Here is a 19,259-nt window from a genome sequence, read left to right as displayed (position 1 = left end):
TGTTAGTCCCTGTAATGCACCAAAAATGACTGCCAAACGGTTTAGAAACGCTCTGGTAGCGGGCTCGGCCCTGCTGTGCCTGTTTGGCGCGGGCCAACTGTGGGCATTCAGCCTGGATGATGTATCGGCGAAGGCTCAAGAACTGGCCGGGCAAAAATTCGAAGCCCCGCGCAGCAATCTGCCGAACGAATTCCGCGAAATGAAATTCGCTGACTATCAAAAAATCCGTTTCCGCACCGAAAAAGCCGAGTGGGCAGATCAGAAGACGCCGTTCAGGCTGTCCTTCTATCACCAAGGCATGCATTTCGACACGCCGGTGAAGATCAACGAGATCACCGCGACCACCGTCGATGAAATCAAGTATGACCCGACGCGCTTCGATTTCGGTGACGTCAAGTTCGATCCCAAGTCCACGGAGAAACTGGGCTACGCGGGTTTTCGCGTGCTGTACCCGATCAACAAGGCTGACAAGCAAGACGAAATCATGACCATGCTGGGCGCGAGCTACTTCCGCGTCATCGGCAAGGGCCAGGTTTATGGTTTGTCCGCCCGTGGTCTGGCCATCGATACCGCCCTGCCATCGGGTGAAGAATTCCCGCGCTTTCGCGAGTTCTGGATCCAGCGTCCGAAGCCGACCGATAAGCACCTGGTGATCTTCGCCCTGCTGGATTCGCCACGGGCTACCGGTGCCTATCGCATGATCCTGCGTCCGGGCACCGACACCGTCGTCGACGTGAAGTCGCGCGTGTTCCTGCGAGATCGCGTCACCAAGCTGGGCATTGCTCCGTTGACCAGCATGTTCCTGTTCGGCGCCAACCAGCCGTCCAAGATCCTGAACTACCGTCGAGAGCTGCACGACTCCAGCGGCTTGTCGATCCATGCCGGCAACGGCGAGTGGATCTGGCGCCCGTTGAACAACCCGAAACACCTGGCCGTGAGCAATTTCTCGGTAGAAAACCCGCGTGGTTTCGGCCTGCTGCAACGCGGTCGTGACTTCAGCCACTACGAAGACCTCGATGACCGCTACGACAAGCGTCCAAGTGCCTGGATCGAACCGAAAGGCGATTGGGGCAAGGGCTCCGTCGATCTGGTTGAAATTCCGACCGCTGACGAAACCAACGACAACATCGTGGCGTTCTGGAGCCCGGAAAAGCTGCCTGAGCCAGGTCAGCCGCTGGACTTCGCCTATCGCCTGCACTGGACCCTCGACGAAGCCAACCTGCATTCGCCGGACAGCGCCTGGGTCAAGCAGACCCTGCGTTCGACCGGTGACGTGAAGCAGTCCAACCTGATCCGTCAGCCGGACGGCAGCGTGGCTTATCTGGTGGACTTCGAAGGTCCTTCCCTGCAAGCCCTGCCGGAAGACGCCGAAGTGCGTAGTCAGGTGAGCGTCGGCGAAAACGGCGAGATCGTCGAGAATAACGTGCGCTACAACCCTGAAACCAAGGGCTGGCGCCTGACCCTGCGACTGAAGATCAAAGACCCGAAACAGTCCACTGAATTGCGCGCCGCGCTGGTCCGTCCGTTGGTTCCGGTTGAAGCGCCGGCCGCGTCCCATGCGGTGACCACGACCCTTGCCAAGGCTGACAAGGTCGCCAGGCAGCAGAGCGATAAGGAAACCGCGCAAGAAAAAGAGCAGGAAAAAGAAGCCAAGGCCGACAACGCGTCCACTGCCGCTGAATCGACCCCAACCCCGCAGGAACCGGAACCGACTGAACAAGTCCTGACCGAGACCTGGAGCTATCAGTTGCCAGCCGATGAGTAATACTCCAGTACAGCCAGAGACGCTCAGCGAGTATCTGGCCCATTTGCCCATGACCGATGCGCAGCGTGCCGAGCTGGCGGGCTGCAAGTCTTTCAGCGAGTTGCACGAGCGCCTTTCGTCGTCGACTTTCGATGCACCCACCGAAGCGGCGCAAGCCTCGGTGGGCCGTCGGCTGACCCTGAGCACCGCCGAAGAACTCGAAGACGCCGAAATGCTGGCGCTCGACGCCAGCGGGCGTGTCTGTCTCAAAGCCACACCGCCGATTCGTCGGACCAAGGTGGTACCGGAGCCGTGGCGCACCAATATCCTGGTGCGCGCCTGGCGTCGCCTGACAGGTCGCACCAACCCGCCGAAGCCACCCAAGGACGAGCGCGTGCTGCCGCACGCACGCTGGCGCACCGTGGGTTCGATCCGTCGCTATATCCTGCTGATCCTGATGCTCGGCCAGACCATCGTCGCCGGCTGGTACATGAAGGGCATCATGCCGTACCAGGGCTGGTCGTTGGTGGACTTGGACGAAGTCCTGCACCAGCCGCTGTTGCAGACCGCTACCCAGGTGCTGCCCTATGCATTGCAGACCAGCATCCTGATTCTGTTCGGGATCCTGTTCTGCTGGGTATCGGCCGGTTTCTGGACGGCGCTGATGGGTTTTCTCGAGTTGCTGACCGGTCACGACAAGTACCGCATCTCCGGTGCCAGTGCCGGCAACGAGCCAATTCCCAAGGACGCCCGCACCGCGCTGGTGATGCCGATCTGCAACGAGGACGTGCCGCGAGTGTTCGCCGGTTTGCGCGCCACGTTCGAGTCGGTTGCGGCCACCGGGGACCTGGATCGTTTCGACTTCTTCGTACTCAGCGACAGTAACGAAACCGATATCTGTGTCGCCGAGCAGCAAGCCTGGCTGGACGTCTGCCGTGAAGCCGGGGGCTTTGGCAAGATTTTCTATCGCCGCCGTCGTCGTCGCGTCAAGCGCAAGAGCGGTAACCTCGACGACTTCTGCCGTCGCTGGGGCAGTGACTACAAGTACATGGTCGTGCTCGACGCCGACAGCGTGATGAGCGGCGAGTGCCTGACCAGCCTGGTGCGCCTGATGGAAGCCACGCCGGATGCTGGCATCATCCAGACCGCGCCACGCGCCTCGGGCATGGACACGCTGTATGCGCGCATGCAGCAATTCGCCACTCGGGTGTACGGTCCGTTGTTCACCGCCGGCCTGCACTTCTGGCAGTTGGGGGAATCCCACTACTGGGGTCACAACGCGATCATCCGCATGAAGCCGTTCATCGAGCACTGCGCCCTGGCGCCGTTGCCTGGTAAAGGGGCGTTCGCCGGGGCCATCCTGTCCCACGACTTCGTTGAAGCAGCGCTGATGCGCCGTGCCGGCTGGGGCGTCTGGATTGCCTATGACTTGCCGGGCAGCTATGAAGAGTTGCCGCCGAACCTGCTGGACGAACTCAAGCGTGACCGTCGCTGGTGCCACGGTAACCTGATGAACTTCCGGCTGTTCCTGGTCAAGGGCATGCACCCGGTGCATCGCGCGGTATTCCTGACCGGCGTGATGTCCTATCTGTCGGCACCGCTGTGGTTCTTCTTCCTGGTGCTATCCACCGCGCTGCTGGCGGTGAACACGCTGATGGAACCGCAATACTTCCTCGAGCCACGCCAGTTGTACCCGTTGTGGCCGCAGTGGCATCCGGAAAAAGCCATCGCGCTGTTCTCCACCACCATCGTGTTGCTGTTCCTGCCCAAGCTGCTGAGCATCATCCTGATCTGGGCCAAGGGCGCGAAAGAGTTTGGTGGCAAGTTCAAGGTAACGATGTCGATGCTGCTGGAGATGTTGTTCTCCATGCTGCTGGCGCCGGTGCGGATGATTTTCCACACCCGCTTCGTGCTCGCCGCCTTCCTGGGTTGGGCCGCTACCTGGAATTCACCCAAGCGTGACGACGACTCCACGCCCTGGAGCGAAGCCGTCAAGCGCCACGGCCCGCAAACCCTGCTGGGCTTCTTCTGGGCCTTGCTGGTGATCTGGCTGAACCCGAGCTTTTTGTGGTGGTTGGTGCCGATCGTCGGTTCGCTGATGCTGTCGATTCCGGTGTCGGTGATCTCCAGCCGAGTGGGCCTTGGCTTGAAGTCCCGCGATGAAAGCCTGTTCCTGATCCCCGAGGAATACGCACCGCCACAGGAACTGCTGTCGACCGACCAGTACACCCATGAAAACCGTTGGCATGCGCTGAACGATGGTTTCATCCGCGCAGTGGTCGATCCGCAACAGAACGCCCTGGCCTTTGCGCTGGCCACCTCGCGTCACGGCCAGGCCGAGCCGATCGAATGGCTGCGGATCGAACGGGTTCGTCATGCCCTCAAGGTTGGCCCGGCGGGCCTGAACAACAGCGAGCGACTGGCGCTGCTGAGCGACCCGGTGGCCCTGTCCCGCCTGCATGAGCAGGTCTGGAGCGAGGGGCATACCGAATGGCTGTCGGCGTGGCGTGCATCGGTCAAGGCCGATCCCCACGCTCCGTTACTGCCGCTTCAGCCCATGAGCGCACAGCCTCAACTGGCCTGATACGCAAAAAGCCCCGCTTCTGAAAGGAAGCGGGGCTTTTTGTTGGGGGCTGTTTGAGTATGTGAATACCGCCCGAATGGACCCTATGCGCAGACCATTACCCTAACCGTAACAGTTCGCCACTTAGCTTGATTGATGCCCTCGCCACAACACTCCTAATGTGGCCTCCACGACAGCGAACCCGTGGAGTGGTCATGACAACAACAATATCCCCCGACTCGCGCTGGACGCGGCGGCGTTGCGAAAAGCAGCGGCGTCTCGAGCTGGTGAAGGGGCTTGCCGACGGTGTGGTGTTGCCCACCGACAAGATCGTTGCGGCGCTGGAGGCGTTGATTCTGCCGGGCGATCGCGTGGTGCTGGAAGGCAATAACCAGAAGCAGGCGGATTTCCTGTCACGCTCTCTGGCCAAAGTCGACCCGGCGAAGCTGCACGACCTGCACATGATCATGCCCAGCGTCGGTCGCTCCGAACACCTGGACCTGTTCGAACGCGGCATTGCCCGCAAGCTGGATTTTTCCTTCGCCGGAACCCAGAGCCTGCGCATCAGCCAGTTGCTCGAAGACGGGCTGCTGGAAGTCGGCGCGATCCACACCTACATCGAGCTCTATGCCCGGTTGGTGGTGGACCTGATTCCCAATGTAGTGCTCTCGGCCGGGTTCATGGCCGACCGTGCCGGCAATATCTACACCGGCCCCAGCACCGAAGATACCCCCGCGCTGATCGAGCCGGCGGCCTTCAGCGATGGCATCGTCATCGTCCAGGTCAACCAATTGGTGGACGATGTCAGCGACCTGCCACGGGTTGATATCCCGGCGTCCTGGGTCGATTTCGTGGTGGTGGCCGACAAGCCGTTCTACATCGAACCGTTGTTCACTCGCGACCCGCGCCACATCAAGCCGGTGCATGTGTTGATGGCGATGATGGCCATCCGCGGGATCTACGAAAAACACAATGTCCAGTCCCTCAATCACGGCATCGGGTTCAACACCGCCGCCATCGAGCTGATCCTGCCGACCTACGGCGAGTCCCTCGGCCTGAAGGGCAAGATCTGCCGTAACTGGACCCTCAATCCCCATCCAACCCTGATTCCGGCCATCGAAAGCGGCTGGGTCGAAAGCGTGCATTGCTTTGGCACCGAACTGGGCATGGAAAACTACATCGCCGCGCGGCCGGACGTGTTCTTCACCGGTCATGACGGCTCGCTGCGCTCCAACCGCATGGTCTGCCAACTGGCCGGGCAATACGCGGTGGACCTGTTCATCGGCGCCACTTTGCAGGTGGACGGTGACGGACATTCTTCGACGGTGACCCGTGGCCGACTGGCCGGTTTCGGCGGTGCGCCGAACATGGGCCACGACCCGCGGGGGCGCCGTCACGGCACGCCGGCCTGGCTCGACATGCGCCACGGCGATGGTGAGGCGCCGCTGCTTGAGCGCGGCAAGAAACTGGTGGTGCAGATGGTCGAGACCTTCCAGGAGGGCGGCAAACCCACCTTCGTCGAAACCCTCGACGCGGTGGAGGTGGCGAAAAAAGCCGGCATGCCCCTGGCACCGATCATGATCTACGGCGACGACGTCACCCATTTGCTCACCGAAGAAGGCATCGCCTACCTGTACAAGGCCCGCTCCCTGGAAGAGCGTCAGGCAATGATCGCGGCCGTGGCCGGGGTCACTGCCATCGGTTTGCGCCATAACCCGAAAGACACTGCCCGTATGCGCCGCGAAGGCTTGATTGCCCTGCCTGAAGACCTCGGCATTCGTCGCACCGATGCCACCCGCGAGTTGCTCGCCGCCAAGAGCGTGGCCGATCTGGTGGAGTGGTCCGGTGGTCTCTACAACCCGCCCGCCAAGTTCAGGAGTTGGTAAATGCACGCCTTCAACCTGCAACCGAAAAAATTGACCTTGGCCGAGCGCTTGGCGGATATGGCCGTGGACGCGCTGATCGACGAAGCCGACCTGTCACCCAAACCGGCCCTGGTGGATCGGCGCGGCAATGGCGCCCACACTGATCTGCACTTGGGGCTGATGCACGCTTCGGCGCTGTCGCTGTGGCCGGCATTCAAGGAAATGGCCGACGCCGCCCTTGAATGCGGCGAGATCGGCCTGCCGTTGCGCGAAGCCCTTGGGCGGATCGGCCGTGAGGGGGAAGCGGCGATGCTCGCTACCACCGATGGTGTGAACACCCACCGTGGCGCGATCTGGGCATTGGGGTTGTTGGTGGCTGCGGCCGCGCTGGAACCTGAATCCAGCGTCGCCAGCGCCGTCACTTTACGTGCCGCCCGCCTGGCCTTGCTTAACGATCGCTACGCCCCCAAACCTTTCAGCCATGGCGCTCAAGTGGCCCAACGCTACGGCGTGCGCGGTGCCCGGGAAGAAGCGCAACTGGCATTCCCAGCCGTCACCGGCTTGGGCCTGCCACAACTCAAGCGCAGTCGCGCGGCGGGAGCGGGAGAACAGAACGCCCGGCTCGATGCCTTGTTGGCGATCATGACGACATTGGCCGACACCTGCGTGCTCTACCGCGCCGGTGAGCCCGGTTTGCAGGCCATGCAGCACGGCGCCAGAGCGGTGCTCGACGCCGGTGGCAGCGCGAGCCTGGGCGGTCGTCGCCAATTGCATGCGCTGGACCAACAACTGATTGCCATGAACGCCTCGCCCGGCGGCGCTGCTGACTTGCTCGCCGCCTGCCTGTTCCTCGACCGTATCGAGCGCGGCGATGGCCTCTTCCCAGGAGTGTGCTGATGCAAACCTTATCCTTTGAATTTCCCGCCGGGCAGCCGCCACGGGGCCGGGCGCTGGTGGGCTGTGTCGGCTCGGGCGACCTGGAAGTGCTGATCGAGCCGGGCCTGGCGGGCAAGTTGACCATTCAGGTGCAGACCTCGGTCAACGGCAGTGAACAACGCTGGCAACACCTGTTCGCCCGCATGTTCGACGGCCAGATGCCGCCGGCCCTGGCGATCGACATCCACGATTTCGGCGCCACCCCCGGGGTGGTGCGTTTGCGCCTGGAACAGGGCTTCGAGGAGATCGGCCATGACTGACAGCGCCGCGTTGCTCAACAAACACAGCTTCGTCGAGCTGGGTGCCCGGCAACGGGCCAAGGCCCTGCTGGATAACGGTTCGTTCCGTGAACTGCTCGACCCCTTCCAGCGAGTCATGTCGCCGTGGCTGCTGCGCCAGGGCGTGGTGCCGCAAAGCGACGACGGGGTGGTGATCGCCAAGGGCTTGCTGGATGGCCTGCCGGTGGTGATCGCGGCCATCGAAGGCGCGTTCCAGGGTGGCAGCCTTGGCGAAGTCGGCGGGGCGAAGATCGCCGGCGCGCTGGAGCTGGCCGCTGAAGACAACCGCAAGGGCATCCCGACCCGCGCCGTGTTGCTGCTGGAAACCGGCGGCGTGCGTCTGCAAGAGGCCAATCTGGGGCTGGCGGCGATTGCCGAGATTCATTCGGCGATTGTCGACTTGCGCCAGTACCAGCCCGTCATCGGCGTGGTGGCCGGCAGCGTCGGTTGTTTTGGCGGCATGTCCATCGCCGCTGGGCTGTGCAGCTATCTGCTGGTGACCCAGGAAGCGCGACTGGGCCTGAACGGTCCGCAAGTGATCGAGCAGGAAGCCGGGATCGACGAGTACGACTCGCGTGATCGGCCGTTCATCTGGAGCCTGACCGGCGGTGAGCAACGCTTCGCCACCGGGTTGGTGGACCGCTATGTGGCTGATGACGTGGCGCAGATCCGCGAGCAAGTCAGCCAGTTGTTGCAGTTGGGTGTACCCGCCGAGCACCGCAGCGGTCAGGCCGAAGTGTTCCTGCAACGTTTGGCCCGACTGGACACTGAAGTGCAAATCGAACCGGCCGCGGTTCGCCAGCTGTATCAGGGAGAACGCCCATGAATTCGTATTCGTTGAGAGGCTTGCGCTGGTTCGCGGCTCTGAGCGACGGCGCCACGCCGTTGGCAGGATTGCCCGCTTCTCTGAAAGTGGCCGACGTCACGCTGGGCGAGCAGAACGTGCGGCTGTTGGCCGTCGTGGCCGATCCCGATAGCCGTTTCCCTCGTGCCCGCAACGGCGAAGTCGGTTTGCTGGAAGGCTGGGGCTTGGCCAAGGCCGTGGATGAGGCTATTGACGCCGACCGTGATGCGTCCAGCAAGCGCGCGCTGATTGCCATCGTCGATGTGCCGAGCCAGGCCTATGGTCGTCGCGAAGAAGCCCTCGGCATTCATCAGGCCCTGGCCGGTGCCGCAGACAGTTATGCCCGAGCGCGGCTGGCCGGGCATCCGGTGATTGGTTTGCTGGTGGGCAAGGCGATGTCCGGGGCGTTCCTGGCCCACGGTTATCAGGCCAACCGGTTGATCGCCTTGCGTGATCCGGGCGTGATGGTCCACGCCATGGGCAAGGCCTCGGCGGCGCGGGTGACCCTGCGTAGTGTCGAAGAGCTTGAGGCCCTGGCCGCCAGCGTGCCGCCGATGGCCTACGACATCGACAGTTTCGCCAGCCTCGGTTTGCTCTGGGAAACCCTGTCGGTGGAGCAGATCGAACAGCCAAACGCGGCGGATCTGGCACGGGTCAGGGATTGTCTGCAACAGGCGATCAACGAAGTGGCAGGTGCGCCTCGGGACCTGAGCAGCCGTCTCGGGGCGACGCATCGTGCGGCGTCCAGCACCGTTCGCCAATTGTTGAGAGCGCAGTGGTGAGCACCTTCCTGGCCCACGACCTGCTATGGGGAATGACTCCACAGGCGTTGCCTGCGGATGCGCCGGCGTGGGTCATTGAGTCCTTGAGCCTTGAGCAGCCGGTGGTGGTGCGGCGAGCGATCACCGCGCCGGGACAAATTGCCGTGGGCGTGCGAGGCGTCTCGCGGGAACAGCGTTACGCCACGTCGATGCCGGTGGCGGCGATCCAGCGCCGGGTGCGCCCGGAGGACCTTTGCCATGTCGCATTGCGCCGTGAATTGCCGGCGTTGCAGGCGCTCGCTCAAGTGCGGCCGATGCTGGATGCCAGCGGCTGGATCTGGGGCGTCAGCGGCAGCGCCGGATTTGAACTGGCCAGTGGCATCGAGGCGCTGCATGCACGCAGCGATCTGGACTTGATCCTGCGCACACCGGATCCGCTGGATCGTATTCAGGCCAGGGATTTGTTGGCGCAACTGGACGGTTCGACGTGCGCCGTAGACATGCAACTGCAAACCCCTTTCGGCGCCGTCGCCCTGCGCGAGTGGGCAGGCTCGGCGCGGCGGGTGTTGCTCAAGGATAATCTTCAGGCGCGTCTGGTGACCGATCCATGGCAACCGGCGCTGGAGCAAGTGGCGTGAGCAGCCTTTTGGTATTCCCCGGCCAGGGTGCGCAGCGAGCGGGCATGCTCCAGGGCGTGTCGCCGCAACTGCTGGAACTGGCCTGTGAAGTGCTGGGCGAAAACGTACGACAGCTGGACAGCACCGAGGCGTTGCAATCGACCCGAGCCGTACAACTGTGTCTGTTGATCGCCGGTGTCGCGGCGGCCCGGCAATTGTTGGAACAGGCACCTGTGCCGGATTACGTCGCGGGCCTGTCCATCGGCGCGTACCCGGCGGCGGTGGTGGCTGGTGCGCTGGGGTTCGATGATGCATTGCGCCTGGTCAGCCTGCGTGGCGAACTGATGCAGCAGGCGTATCCGCGAGGCTACGGCATGACGGCGATCATCGGCCTTGATCTGGCGACAGTGGAGGCGTTGCTCGCGCAGGTACACAGCGCCATGACGCCGGTTTACCTGGCCAACATCAATGCCGATAACCAGGTGGTCATCGCTGGCAGTGACGAGGCCATGGCCAGCGTTGCCGAGAGAGCACGCCGCCAGGGCGCCGCGAAAGCGTGTCGGCTGGCGGTGAGCGTACCGTCCCACTGCCCGTTGCTGGAGGTCCCGGCCCGGGCGTTGGCCCAGGTGTTTGCCGACGTGTCGTTGAAAGCGCCCGCTTTGGGTTATCTGAGCGGCAGTCGTGCCCGGCCCGTGGTGAACACCGACGCCTTGCGTGAGGACCTGGCCTTCAACATGTGCCGCGTGGTGGATTGGCGCGGCACCGTGCAAAGCGCCTACGAGCGAGGCGTGCGGTTACAGATCGAACTGCCACCCGGTGCGGTTTTGACGGGACTGGCGCGTCGGGTGTTCGAGCAGGGCACCGTCATTGCCTTCGACGGTGCGCGCCTGGACACCTTGCAGACGCTGCTCAGAGAGGAGGGACGCCGCCGACCCTAAACCACCGACTCAAGCTGGCGAAGCACAAAAACAACAACTTCGACGATGCACTTTGAGGACTACAACAATGATTATTTACGGTGTGGCGTTTTTGGCCTTTTGTACCCTGGCGGGTATTTTCATCGGTGAGCTGCTGGGCAAACTGATCGGCGTGCCGGCCAACGTCGGCGGTGTCGGCATTGCGATGCTGCTGTTGATCGGCCTGGGCAGTTACCTGAGCAAACGCGGCCTGTTCAAGGGCAAATCCGAAGCCGGCGTGGAATTCTGGAGTGCGATCTACATTCCTATCGTGGTCGCGATGGCGGCCCAGCAAAACGTCTATGGCGCGCTCAAGGGCGGGCCAATGGCGATTCTGGCTGGGACCCTGGCGGTGGTGATTGCCTTTGCGATGGTGCCGGTGCTGGTGCGCATCGGCAACAAAGGGCCTGAAACCGATGTTTCCGCCAAGACAGTCGGGTGATTGCCATGTACGAATCAATGATGAAAGTGATCACCGGCTACGGTCTGCTCAGTGGCTTTGCGATTGTCGGCATCACCATGTGGGTGTCGTACTGGATCAGCGACACGTTCACCAAGGGCCGCCTGCACGGTTCGGCCATCGCGATTCTCCTGGGGTTGGTGCTGTCGTACATCGGCGGTGCGATGACCGGCGGGCAGAAGGGTGTAGTAGACATTCCGCTGCTCTCGGGCATCGGCCTGCTGGGCGGCGCCATGCTGCGTGACTTCGCCATTGTCGCCACGGCGTTTGGGGTGAGTGTCGAGGAGCTCAAGCGCGCTGGTTTCGTCGGGGTGCTGGCGTTGTTCGTCGGGGTGGCCACCTCGTTCATCGCCGGTGTCGGAGTGGCGATGGCCTTCGGTTACACCGACGCGGTGAGCCTGACCACCATCGGCGCCGGAGCGGTGACCTACATCGTCGGGCCGGTCACTGGCGCGGCGATCGGTGCCAGTTCCGAGGTGATGGCGCTGTCCATCGCCGCCGGTTTGATCAAGGCGATCCTGGTGATGGTGGCGACGCCGTTCGTGGCACCCTTTATTGGCCTTAACAATCCGCGCAGTGCGGTGATCTTTGGCGGGTTGATGGGCACTTCCAGCGGCGTGGCCGGCGGCCTGGCGGCCACCGATCCGAAACTGGTGCCGTATGGTTGCCTGACGGCGGCGTTCTACACGGCGCTCGGGTGCTTGCTCGGGCCTTCGCTGTTGTATCTGATCATGCGGGGGTTGTTGGGCTAAGGCTTTGAATTTGCTGAGAGCGGGCTGTCCTCATCGCGAGCAGGCTCGCTCCCACATTGGATCGGTGTTCACCATCCCGTGTGGGAGCGAGCCTGCTCGCGATGAAGGCGACTGGGTCTCAAGCCTGGCGATTGGCATACATCCGGCACTCCGCCAGCAACGCCAGCAAATTCGGATCGCGCTCCTTGGCCTTCAGGAATACCACGCCGATGTGCTGCTGAAGCCGATACTTTTCCTGCAACGGGATCAGTTTCACCCGGTTTTCATACACCGCCGCAATCCGTCCCGGCAGCAAGGCATAACCGACCCCGGAGCTGACCATGCTCAGCAGGGTGAAGATGTCGTTGACCTGCATCGCCACCTTCGGCTCGAACCCCGCCTGCTTGAACACTCGATTACCATCCTGATGAGTGGCGAAGCCCTGGGTGAGGGTGATGAAGGTTTCGTTGCACACTTCGGCCAGGTCCACTTCACTGCGTTGGGCGAAGGCTGAATCGGCTGGCGTGGCGAGAAAAATGTCGTCTGAAAACAGCTCGATATGCTCGCAGTCAGGGTCGTTCACGCTGTCGTCCAGGGAGATCAGGATGGCGTCCACCTCCATGTTCTTGAGCTTGTACAGCAGGTCGATGTTCGAGCCCAGGATCAGGTCGATGTTCAGTTCGCTGCGGCGGATTTTCAGGTCCATGATCAACTGCGGCACGGTCTTGACCGTCAGTGAATACAGCGAGCCGAGCTTGAACCGCTCCGCGGAAAACCCGGCGGCTTCACGGGTCAGGCGCACGCTTTCGATCACGTCCTGGATCAGCTTCTGTGTGCGTTCTTCCAGCACGTAAGCGCTTTCCAGGGGGGTGAGGTTGCGGCCCTCGTGCTTGAACAACGGGCAACGCAAGGCGCTTTCCAACGAGTGAATGGCCCGGTGTACGCTGACGTTGCTGGTCTGCAACTCGGCCGCCGCCCGCGCAAGATTGCCGGTGCGCATGAACGCCAGGAACACCTCGAGTTTTTTCAGGGTCAATTCTTCGTCGATCAGCATGGGGTGGACTCTTATTCGTATCGCCCGATTGTGCCCCAATCGGTAGGAGGATGTTGATCTGTGGGAGCAAAGCTTGCTCGCGATGCAGGCGACTAGGCTCCTGAGGCACCGCGTTATCTTCATCGCGGGCAAGCCTTGCTCCCACAGAGAGCTAAACATTGCACTTTGTAGCGCCAAGCCTGAGCCTTGGCGTCTGTTTTGGAATGTGAGGTGGGACTGGATGTATCACGGAGAGCGACTCAACGCCTGGACCCACCTGGTCGGGGCGGTGGCGGCTTTTATCGGGGCGGTGTGGTTGCTGGTAATTGCCGGGATGACGGGCGATGCGTGGAAGATCGTCAGCGTGGCGATCTACGGTTTCACCTTGCTGGTGCTGTACAGCGCTTCGACGGTTTACCACAGTGTGCGCGGGCGCAAGAAAGCAATCATGCAGAAGGTCGATCACTTTTCGATCTATCTGCTGATCGCCGGCAGCTATACGCCGTTCTGCCTGGTCACCCTGCGCGGGCCGTGGGGCTGGACCTTGTTCGGGATTGTCTGGGGGCTGGCGCTGATCGGGATCTTGCAGGAGATCAAGCCGCGCTCTGAAGCACGAATCCTGTCGATCGTGATCTACGCGGTGATGGGCTGGATCGTGCTGGTGGCGGTCAAACCGTTATTGGCCGCCTTGGGCAGCGCCGGCTTTGCCTGGCTGGCTTCGGGTGGTGTGTTGTACACCGTCGGCATTGTCTTTTTCGCGCTGGACCATCGGTTGCGGCACGCCCATGGCATCTGGCATCTGTTCGTGATCGCCGGCAGTTTGCTGCATTTTGTGGCGATCTTGTTCTATGTGCTCTAGCTCATAACCACCGCTGGTCCTGTGGGAGGGAGCAGGCTCGCTCCCACACGGCTTCTTCATTCGACTTTAGAAATCCCCCCACAGCTGCTGTGCCACGGCCAGTGCCACCACCGGTGCGGTTTCAGTGCGCAGCACGCGCGGGCCGAGGCGGGCGGCGTGGTAGCCGGCGGTCCCGGCTTGTGCCACTTCGGCATCCGACAAACCGCCTTCGGGGCCGATCAGGAAGGCCAGGCTCGACGGTCTGGCATGGCTGACCAGCGGCTCGGCCACCGGGTGCAGCACCAGTTTCAGTTCGGCGTCGGTTTGCTTCAGCCAGTCGGCCAGTAGCAGCGGCGGGTGGATCACCGGCACGGTGGAGCGCCCGCACTGCTCGCAAGCGCTGATCGCCACCTGGCGCCAGTGCAACAGGCGTTTGTCGGCGCGTTCGTCCTTGAGGCGCACTTCGCAGCGCTCGCTGAAAATCGGCGTGATCTCGTTGACGCCCAGTTCGGTAGCTTTCTGGATCGCCCAGTCCATGCGCTCGCCCCGGGACAGGCCCTGACCGAGGTGGATGCGCAAGGGCGATTCAACCTGCCCGGCGAATTGTTCGTTCAACTGCACAAGCACGCGTTTTTTGCCGACTTCGGCCAGGGTGCCGCGAAACTCCTGGCCAGAGCCGTCGAACACCTGCACCGCATCGCCCTCGGCCATGCGCAGCACCCGACCGATGTAGTGGGCCTGGGCTTCGGGCAGTTCGTGAGCGCCGAGGCTGAGGGGGGCGTCGATGAAGAAGCGGGACAGTCTCATTTCGAATCTCTGAAAAAGTTAAACCTGTGGCGAGGGGATTTATCCCCGCTGGGCTGCGAAGCAACCCCAAATGCTTACAACGCGATTTGCCTGAAGTATCGGAATGTCCGGTTTTAGGGCTGCTGCGCAGCCCAGCGGGGATAAATCCCCTCGCCACAACAGTATTCCAACAAGAACACCGGGGTTTAACCCGGATCACGGAAACCGGGATGAAAATCCTTCGGCACCGCCACGCTGACCTTGTCCCGGGTGGCGATGTCGATGCCCTCGCTGGCCACTTCAGCCAGGAAGTCGATTTGCTCGGGGGTGATGACATACGGCGGCAGGAAATACACCACGCTGCCCAGCGGCCGCAGCAATGCGCCGCGCTCCAGAGCATGCTGGAAGACCGTCAGGCCGCGACGTTCCTGCCATGGGTAAGCGGTCTTGCTCGCCTTGTCCTTGACCATCTCGATGGCCAGGACCATGCCGGTCTGGCGCACTTCGGCCACGTTCGGGTGATCGGCCAGGTGCGCGGTGGCGCTTGCCATGCGTTGGGCCAGGGCCTTGTTGTTTTCGATGACGTTGTCTTCTTCGAAGATATCCAGCGTCGCCAGGGCCGCCGCGCAGGCCAACGGGTTGCCCGTGTAGCTGTGGGAATGCAGGAAGGCGCGCAGGGTCGGGTAGTCGTCGTAGAACGCGCTGTAGACCTCATCGGTCGTCACGCACGCCGCCAGCGGCAGGTAGCCGCCGGTCAGGGCCTTGGACAAACAAAGGAAGTCCGGGGTGATACCGGCCTGTTCACAGGCGAACATCGTGCCGGTGCGGCCGAAGCCGACGGCGATTTCGTCGTGGATCAGGTGCACGCCATAGCGGTCGCAAGCCTCGCGCAGCAGTTTCAGGTACACCGGGTGATACATGCGCATGCCACCGGCGCCCTGGATCAGCGGCTCGACGATTACGGCGGCCACGGTGTCGTGGTGTTCGGCCAAGGTCTGTTCCATGGCCGCGAACAGATTGCGCGAATGCTCTTCCCAGCTCATGCCTTCGGGGCGGAGGTAGCAATCGGGGCTCGGCACTTTGATCGTGTCCAGCAGCAACGCCTTGTAGGTTTCGGTGAACAGCGGCACGTCGCCCACCGACATCGCGGCGATGGTTTCGCCGTGGTAGCTGTTGCTCAGGGTGACGAAGCGCTTCTTGGCCGGCTGGCCACGATTGATCCAGTAGTGAAAGCTCATCTTCATCGCCACTTCGATGCAGGACGAGCCGTTATCGGCGTAGAAACACCGGGTCAGGCCTTCAGGCGTCATCTTCACCAGGCGCTCGGACAGTTCGATCACCGGCTGGTGACTGAAGCCGGCGAGGATCACATGCTCCAGTTGATCGACCTGGTCCTTGATGCGCTGGTTGATCCGCGGGTTGGCATGGCCGAACACGTTGACCCACCAGGAACTGACGGCATCGAGGTAGCGCTTGCCTTCGAAGTCTTCCAGCCACACGCCTTCACCGCGCTTGATCGGGATCAGCGGCAGCTTTTCGTGGTCTTTCATCTGGGTGCAGGGATGCCATAGCACCGCGAGGTCGCGTTGCATCCACTGATTATTCAGGCCCATATACAGTCTCCTCGAGGCGGCTCGCGGCGGGCGCGGGCAAAACAATCGGGCAAGCCTATGCAATGGCAGCCCCGGGGACAACCCATTGTGTCATTCCTGCTACCTTGAGTAAGGCGATAGACGCCGCTGGCGGCGCTGGGGTGGCTGACGTATTCTTCGCCGTTCTCTGAGCCGTCTGGCTCGAAAAACTGATCGTTCCTGCGTTTTATTCCGGAGTTCGCTGAATGTCTGCTGGTTGGCTGCGCGCCTGTGCGCTGGTGGTGATAGGGCTGTTCAGCGTGTGTGCGCTGGCCAAGGACAAGCAACCGACGGTGATCGTCATCGGCGGCGGCCTGGCGGGGCTCACGGCGGCCTACGAGCTGCAGAACAAAGGCTGGCAGGTAACCCTGCTGGAAGCCAAGCCAAGCCTGGGCGGTCGTTCGGGCATGGCCACCAGTGAATGGATCGGCAACGAAAAAACTCAGCCGGTACTGAACAAGTACATCTCGACCTTCAAGCTGAGCACCACACCGGCCCCGGAGTTCGTGCGCACCCCCAGCTATTTGATCGACGGCACCTACCTCACCGCCGCTGACCTGGCGACCAAGCAACCGGCCACGGCTGAGGCCCTCAAACGTTACGAAACCACCCTGGACGACCTGGCCCGTTCCATTGAAGACCCACAGAACCCGTCGGCCAACAACACGTTGCACGCACTGGACCAAATCAGTGTCTCCAACTGGCTCGACCGTCTGCAATTGCCGACCACCGCGCGGCAGTTGGTGAACCAGCAGATCCGCACCCGCTATGACGAGCCGTCGCGACTGTCGTTGCTGTATTTTGCCCAGCAAACCCGGGTCTACCGTGGTGTGTCCGACCGTGACCTGCGCGCCGCGCGCCTGCTGGGTGGCAGCCCTGTGTTGGCCCAGGCTTTCGTCAAGCAACTGAAAACCATCAAGACCAGCTCGCCCGTCTCGGCCATCTCCCAGGACAAGGACGGCGTTACCGTCAAGGTTGGCAGCGTCGGCTATCAAGCTGACTACGTAGTGCTGGCGGTGCCGTTGCGAGCCCTGAACAAAATCCAGCTGACCCCGGCCCTGGACGCCCGGCATCAGGGCGCGATCAAGGGCACCAACTACGGCTGGCGCGACCAGATCATGCTCAAGTTCAAGACCCCGGTCTGGGACAGCAAGGCGCGCATGTCGGGTGAGATCTACAGCAACACCGGTCTGGGCATGATGTGGATCGAGCCGGCCATGAAGGGCGGCGCCAATGTGGTCATCAATCTGTCCGGCGACAACGCCCGGGTGATGCAGGCCTTTGGTGACAAGCAGATGGCCGATCAGGTGCTGATTCGCTTGCACGCGTTTTACCCGCAGGCCCGGGGTGCTTTCACCGGTTATGAAATTCGCCGCTACAGCACCGACCCGTCCATGGGCGGCGCGTACCTGGCCTTCGGACCGGGCCAGATCAGCAAGTACTGGCGCCTGTGGGAAATGCCGTTGCAGCGCGTAGCCTTTGCCGGCGAACACACCGATACCTTGTATCCGGGCACCCTGGAGGGCGCGTTGCGTAGCGGTCAGCGGGCAGCCAGCCAGGTTGAAGACCTGGCGGCGGGCAAATCGTTTGAACCGGCCAAGGTCGTGCCGGTGGCAGCGGCAGCAGCTGCCGGTGCGGTGGCGGCGAAGAAGGGTAATTTTTTCTCCAACCTGTTTGGTGGCTCGGATGACGACAAGAAGCCGGAGCCGGTCAAGGCTCCGGAGCCGGTAGCGCCTGCTCCAGTGCCGGCACCCGCCCCAGCGCCCGCACCGGTGGCACCATCCGCGCCAGCCCCGGCGAAAGTTGAGCCCGCCAAGAAAGCAATCACCAAACCAGCGGTGAAAAAACCAGCCGCCAAGACCCCGGCCAAAAAAGCCCCGGCCAAGGCTCCGGTGAAAAAGGCCCCGCCGGCGAAGAAGCCGGCAGTCAAACCGACGACGACTACTGAAACCAAGGCTCAGTAACGATCAGGTGGAAAGAACGCGGCTCAAGGGCCGCGTTTTTTATCCAGTATCAAGCGTACCGGCGGCGCCACTCAAAGCCCGGCGTCGCTTAATAAGCGCTACGTCCTACACGCCTTGGCGATATATCGGAAACTTCCCACCCTTTAACCAGAAGCAGGCTATAGCGCTTACCAAGCCATAAGTCTAGGCTCCTCGAAAAACAGGAGCGCGTATGAAAATACTAATGGCAGTGGTTGTATTGGTTTCGATATATGGATGTGTGTATGGCGAATGCCGGGATCCTTTGACAATTCCGATGATTCCAAAAAGAGATCCGCAGTTAGCACACAAATGCTCCATCGATCCATATAAGCCTGAGTGTTCGGTAAACTAATTTTTCAAGTTTCAGGCTCGTAAACTGGAGCGACCATGAAACCGATAGAAGCTTTGATGTTCTTTATAATGCTCGCCAGTAGAGGCTTTACTGACGGTCGTATGACGCTTAAAAAATACGACCCTCAATTGGCGTACAGATGCGATATGGATCCACAGGTCCGAGTACCCCATTAAGTAACATTACCTAAGAGAATTTTTAGAGGGGGGGTAACGAAAATGACCACGTATGAATTGGCACGTCCTCAAACAGGATCCTGACCCGCTTCGGCTTCGACATACGTCCCGGAACGAAGCCAAAGCGGGCCCAGCAGAGGTTGCCTGTTCGCATGTCAAAAATGACTAGGTTTCCATCGTCCTGCATGGTCATACAAGTGTTATACCAAAGTGACTTATCAGTACTGTGGGTGCTTTCGGCGATCCACAATCGCCGTCTGGACGGATCATAAAGAAAGCCGCTGTTGCTGACGACGAATTGTAGAGGTTCACGCATTCTCCTTGGATACAACGTGACGCTGTGAGGTTGTTTATCACCAGCGGTCCAGATAATTGCCTCGCGGTCCTTGATTACCAAGTTTCCATCGGCCTGCAATATCAATCGGAACCGCCCATTACTGGATTTTAGGTATTGCCCCGGGGACATCGTTTGATTAGGGGGTAATTGCGGCGAGCCGTTAGCTTTAAAATGGGTATAACGAACAGCCATTTTGTTCACCTTGTTCAATGAGTTGTGGAGCGCTCATTTGATCAAGGGTGAAAGTGAAAATGGCGATAGATATATATATTGAATGGAACAAATAGTTGGACGGCGGTGACGGCTCCGGTGCGGTCCCCTGTGGGAGCGAACCTGCTCGTGATGAGGTCCATACAGGCCCCAAAG

17 protein-coding genes are annotated in these 19,259 nt (G+C 61.5%); 13 read left to right on the top strand and 4 right to left on the bottom strand.

Annotated elements, in window-relative coordinates; genetic code table 11:
* Positions 1-25 precede the first annotated feature (25 nt).
* From PSH91_RS25010 to madM, 11 genes are all read left to right on the top strand, one after another.
* Positions 26-1,765 carry a glucan biosynthesis protein G gene (locus PSH91_RS25010; RefSeq protein WP_218277732.1) on the top strand — a complete coding sequence of 580 codons (1,740 nt, stop codon included), beginning with the start codon at positions 26-28 and terminating at the stop codon, positions 1,763-1,765.
* Positions 1,758-4,328 (top strand): glucans biosynthesis glucosyltransferase MdoH, encoded by a 2,571-nt coding sequence (gene mdoH / locus PSH91_RS25005; RefSeq protein ID WP_047226943.1) that lies wholly within the window; start codon positions 1,758-1,760, stop codon positions 4,326-4,328. Before PSH91_RS25010 ends, mdoH begins: the two co-directional genes overlap by 8 nt.
* Positions 4,329-4,522: 194 nt before the next feature.
* Complete coding sequence (mdcA, locus tag PSH91_RS25000; RefSeq protein ID WP_047226944.1) at positions 4,523-6,193, top strand: malonate decarboxylase subunit alpha; 1,671 nt, start codon at positions 4,523-4,525, stop codon at positions 6,191-6,193.
* Positions 6,194-7,069: a triphosphoribosyl-dephospho-CoA synthase gene (locus tag PSH91_RS24995; protein ID WP_274090671.1), complete on the top strand. Its 876-nt coding sequence runs from the start codon at positions 6,194-6,196 to the stop codon at positions 7,067-7,069. It abuts the gene before it with no gap.
* Entirely contained in the window at positions 7,069-7,368 is a 300-nt protein-coding gene (locus tag PSH91_RS24990) for a malonate decarboxylase subunit delta (protein WP_047226946.1), read from the top strand. The genes PSH91_RS24995 and PSH91_RS24990 overlap by 1 nt, the downstream gene beginning before the upstream one ends.
* A complete protein-coding gene (locus PSH91_RS24985) occupies positions 7,361-8,212 on the top strand; it encodes a biotin-independent malonate decarboxylase subunit beta (RefSeq protein ID WP_047226947.1) in 852 nt (283 codons plus the stop codon). Before PSH91_RS24990 ends, PSH91_RS24985 begins: the two co-directional genes overlap by 8 nt.
* Positions 8,209-9,012 (top strand): biotin-independent malonate decarboxylase subunit gamma, encoded by an 804-nt coding sequence (gene mdcE / locus PSH91_RS24980; RefSeq protein WP_107323038.1) that lies wholly within the window; start codon positions 8,209-8,211, stop codon positions 9,010-9,012. Before PSH91_RS24985 ends, mdcE begins: the two co-directional genes overlap by 4 nt.
* On the top strand, positions 9,006-9,629 hold the full coding sequence (locus PSH91_RS24975; RefSeq protein ID WP_274090672.1) for a malonate decarboxylase holo-ACP synthase: 624 nt from the start codon (positions 9,006-9,008) through the stop codon (positions 9,627-9,629). The genes mdcE and PSH91_RS24975 overlap by 7 nt, the downstream gene beginning before the upstream one ends.
* Positions 9,626-10,546: a malonate decarboxylase subunit epsilon gene (gene mdcH, locus PSH91_RS24970; protein WP_076383367.1), complete on the top strand. Its 921-nt coding sequence runs from the start codon at positions 9,626-9,628 to the stop codon at positions 10,544-10,546. The genes PSH91_RS24975 and mdcH overlap by 4 nt, the downstream gene beginning before the upstream one ends.
* 67 nt (positions 10,547-10,613) lie before the next feature.
* Positions 10,614-11,006: a malonate transporter subunit MadL gene (gene madL, locus PSH91_RS24965; protein WP_047226951.1), complete on the top strand. Its 393-nt coding sequence runs from the start codon at positions 10,614-10,616 to the stop codon at positions 11,004-11,006.
* A 5-nt stretch (positions 11,007-11,011) separates the two neighbouring features.
* Positions 11,012-11,776, top strand: a complete 765-nt coding sequence (gene madM, locus PSH91_RS24960) for a malonate transporter subunit MadM (protein ID WP_076386537.1) — start codon at positions 11,012-11,014, stop codon at positions 11,774-11,776.
* A gap of 118 nt (positions 11,777-11,894) precedes the next feature.
* Here madM and PSH91_RS24955 read toward each other — a convergent pair whose 3' ends face one another.
* The gene (locus tag PSH91_RS24955) at positions 11,895-12,809 is read right to left on the bottom strand and encodes a LysR substrate-binding domain-containing protein (RefSeq protein WP_305466907.1); all 915 of its coding nucleotides are present in this window, start codon (positions 12,807-12,809) and stop codon (positions 11,895-11,897) included.
* A gap of 220 nt (positions 12,810-13,029) precedes the next feature.
* On the opposite strand from PSH91_RS24955, the gene PSH91_RS24950 reads away from it, so the two are divergent.
* Complete coding sequence (locus tag PSH91_RS24950) at positions 13,030-13,647, top strand: hemolysin III family protein (protein ID WP_047226953.1); 618 nt, start codon at positions 13,030-13,032, stop codon at positions 13,645-13,647.
* A 66-nt stretch (positions 13,648-13,713) separates the two neighbouring features.
* On the opposite strand, the gene PSH91_RS24945 is transcribed toward PSH91_RS24950, so the two are convergent.
* On the bottom strand, positions 13,714-14,433 hold the full coding sequence (locus PSH91_RS24945) for a 16S rRNA (uracil(1498)-N(3))-methyltransferase (RefSeq protein WP_047226954.1): 720 nt from the start codon (positions 14,431-14,433) through the stop codon (positions 13,714-13,716).
* Positions 14,434-14,618: 185 nt separating this feature from the next.
* On the bottom strand, positions 14,619-16,025 hold the full coding sequence (locus tag PSH91_RS24940; RefSeq protein ID WP_076383370.1) for an adenosylmethionine--8-amino-7-oxononanoate transaminase: 1,407 nt from the start codon (positions 16,023-16,025) through the stop codon (positions 14,619-14,621).
* Positions 16,026-16,249: 224 nt separating this feature from the next.
* Here PSH91_RS24940 and PSH91_RS24935 point away from each other — a divergent pair, with 224 nt between their 5' ends.
* Entirely contained in the window at positions 16,250-18,007 is a 1,758-nt protein-coding gene (locus tag PSH91_RS24935; RefSeq protein ID WP_305466906.1) for a flavin monoamine oxidase family protein, read from the top strand.
* A gap of 571 nt (positions 18,008-18,578) precedes the next feature.
* On the opposite strand, the gene PSH91_RS24930 is transcribed toward PSH91_RS24935, so the two are convergent.
* Complete coding sequence (locus PSH91_RS24930; RefSeq protein WP_047226957.1) at positions 18,579-19,085, bottom strand: hypothetical protein; 507 nt, start codon at positions 19,083-19,085, stop codon at positions 18,579-18,581.
* Between the last annotated feature and the right edge of the window lie 174 nt (positions 19,086-19,259).

The organism is Pseudomonas sp. FP1154 (assembly GCF_030687245.1).
Classification (GTDB): Bacteria; Pseudomonadota; Gammaproteobacteria; order Pseudomonadales; family Pseudomonadaceae; genus Aquipseudomonas; species Aquipseudomonas rhizophila.
This window is presented reverse-complemented; position numbering and strand designations above follow the sequence as displayed.